Source organism: Bradyrhizobium sp., from assembly GCF_049581145.1.
Lineage (GTDB): Bacteria > Pseudomonadota > Alphaproteobacteria > Rhizobiales > Xanthobacteraceae > Bradyrhizobium.
The window spans coordinates 1-2,061 of sequence record NZ_JBAURI010000773.1 but is presented as its reverse complement, the minus strand read 5'-3'; the positions used below and the strand labels follow the sequence as shown (position 1 = coordinate 2,061).

Annotated in this window: 1 protein-coding gene and 1 pseudogene; both read right to left on the bottom strand. The window is 60.4% G+C overall.

What is annotated here, in order from left to right:
* Positions 1 to 55: 55 nt before the first annotated feature.
* Positions 56 to 1,165 (bottom strand): hypothetical protein, encoded by a 1,110-nt coding sequence (locus tag WCB02_RS25530; protein WP_423962538.1) that lies wholly within the window; start codon positions 1,163 to 1,165, stop codon positions 56 to 58.
* A 484-nt stretch (positions 1,166 to 1,649) separates the two neighbouring features.
* Positions 1,650 to 1,946 (bottom strand): annotated as a pseudogene (locus tag WCB02_RS25525) (MFS transporter); the annotation flags it as partial.
* Positions 1,947 to 2,061 lie beyond the last annotated feature (115 nt).

Below are 2,061 nucleotides of genomic sequence, written 5' to 3'. Positions count from 1 at the left end.
GTGGCGCCGCGGCATGACCGCGGCGCCGTTTTCCGATGTTCAGTCCCCGATGAACTCAGAACTTCACAGTTATACCGGCATAGACCGTCTTCTCGGTGCAGCTGCCGGTGCTCACGCCGTTGACGGTACAGACACCAGGCGCGGCGGTGTGGTCGAGGCCGAACTTGTTCTGCCAATAGCGATAGGCGATCCAGGTGTCGACGATGTGGCTGTACTTATTACCCCAAATGGCCTTGGAGGCGTCGAAGGTCAGACGGATCGGCTCGGAGTTGAATTCGACGACTGTCGGAGTTCCGCCGCCGGCGGGGCCGAGCGGCGCGTTCTGGTTGCCTTTCGGCCCGATCCAGGCGGCACGGCCGCCGATCGCGAAATATTGCCAGTTCTCGGGCAGGAAGCCGAGATCCATGTACCAGTTGGTCTCCACGGTCCAGGTGGTATCGTAATCGAGATTGCCGTCCCAGAGGCAGTTCACCCCCGGGAGCGGATTGGCGGCGTCGCCACACTGGAGATAGGCGGCGTGACCCATTTCCTTGAGGACCATCGGGGCTACGTCGACATAGCCCTTGTAGGGCAGATCGAAGGCAAATTGCAGACCGCCGACAAAAGCACGGTCGGCCGAGGCAAGACCGGTGTCGAGGGAGCCGGCCGCGGCACCCACTTCGAGCGAAACGTTGCGCAAGGGACCCCAGGTGAAGGCCTTGGTATCAAAGATTTCGTTGAACCCGAAGGTGCTGCGGATCAGGGCGTAGAACTCGGTCTCGCCGGCGCAATTTGCCCCCGGCGTAGCTACGAATCCGATCGAGCCGGGATTGGTGCACGGCGCGGCGGGATCATTATGATCCCCCTTGAACATGTTGACCGCGAAAAAGTTGGTGCCATAGGCCCAGGCGTCGAAATGGGTGAACGAATAGACCTGCTTGGCGAAGCTGCCGGAATAGCTGCCGTTGGGATTTTTGATATAGGCGCCGTCGGGACTGGTGCCGCTCGGCATATACGAAAAGGTCACCCGGTCGTCGATAATGAGGAAGAACGGCAGATCAGCCGGCGGCTTCGGCTTTGCCTTGACCGTATTCACTGGCAGGTCTGCCGCGCTGGCGAGACTGGCCGGAATGACGGCCGCAAGTGACAGCACCGCGGCTGCGATAACTTTCTTGTAGTCGAGCATTCAGCACCCCCTTTTTGACGATCATATGATCGGGGGTGATCCAATCGTTTCGCGATGCCACTGAAAAGCCTCAAGATTCCCCATGCGCTGCCGCAAGTTTCATCTGTAACGCAAACAAGGCAACGCGATGGGAGCGGCCGGAAGGATCGCCGCCCGGCGCCGCACCCGCCATGGTTGCGTCCGCAAGCGGAGATTTTGAATGCGCATGCACACGATATTGCATGCGTATTCACATAGTAGCACCAAAGATGGTTTCTCTCCGCGAGGGCCGAACCCACCACCGCAACTCTACGAGCGTCTCGGCGCGGCCCAACCGGCGCGCTTATTTTGGCGGCAGGCGCGTCCGGCCTTTTCAAGATTTGCCAAAACTTGTCACCCTTTCGCAACACTTTCAGGGACGCCGTAGGTGATGAACTATATCGGAAGCGGGGAATCGCCGTGGCGCCGCACGTAGCAACTGGCCGCTCCGCGGGGCCATGCCGTTTCACGCCGGCATGGCTGATGGCTGCGTCTGACCCCTGGCTAACGGCCTGAATGTCAAGCCGATCAGAAAGGCGCCGAGGCCAACGGCCCAGGACCCGATATAGAGCCAAGAGTAGCTTTCGAAGGTGTCGTAGATCAAACCTCCGGCGACCGGCCCGGTCGCCATGCCGAGGCTGCCGGCCATCGCCGTTCCGCCGATCACGGTGCCCATCATCCGCAGCGGAAAGTTCTCGCGCGCCAACACCGCATAGAGCGGCATGGTGCCAGCATAGATGAAACCGAACATCTGAGCCTGCGCTTGCAAATTGAGGTCGGACGACCGGGTTGCTGAGCAGGTTTGGTGATGGAAGGCTGTTGCGTATCCTCGGTTATGGTGACGATCCGGCGGGTGTCGGATTGCGGGTCAACGGGAT

What these genes read in the sequence shown, in the direction of transcription:
- WCB02_RS25530 (WP_423962538.1), bottom strand. Translation starts at nt 1,165, where the DNA reads ATGCTCGACTACAAGAAAGTTATCGCAGCCGCGGTGCTGTCACTTGCG.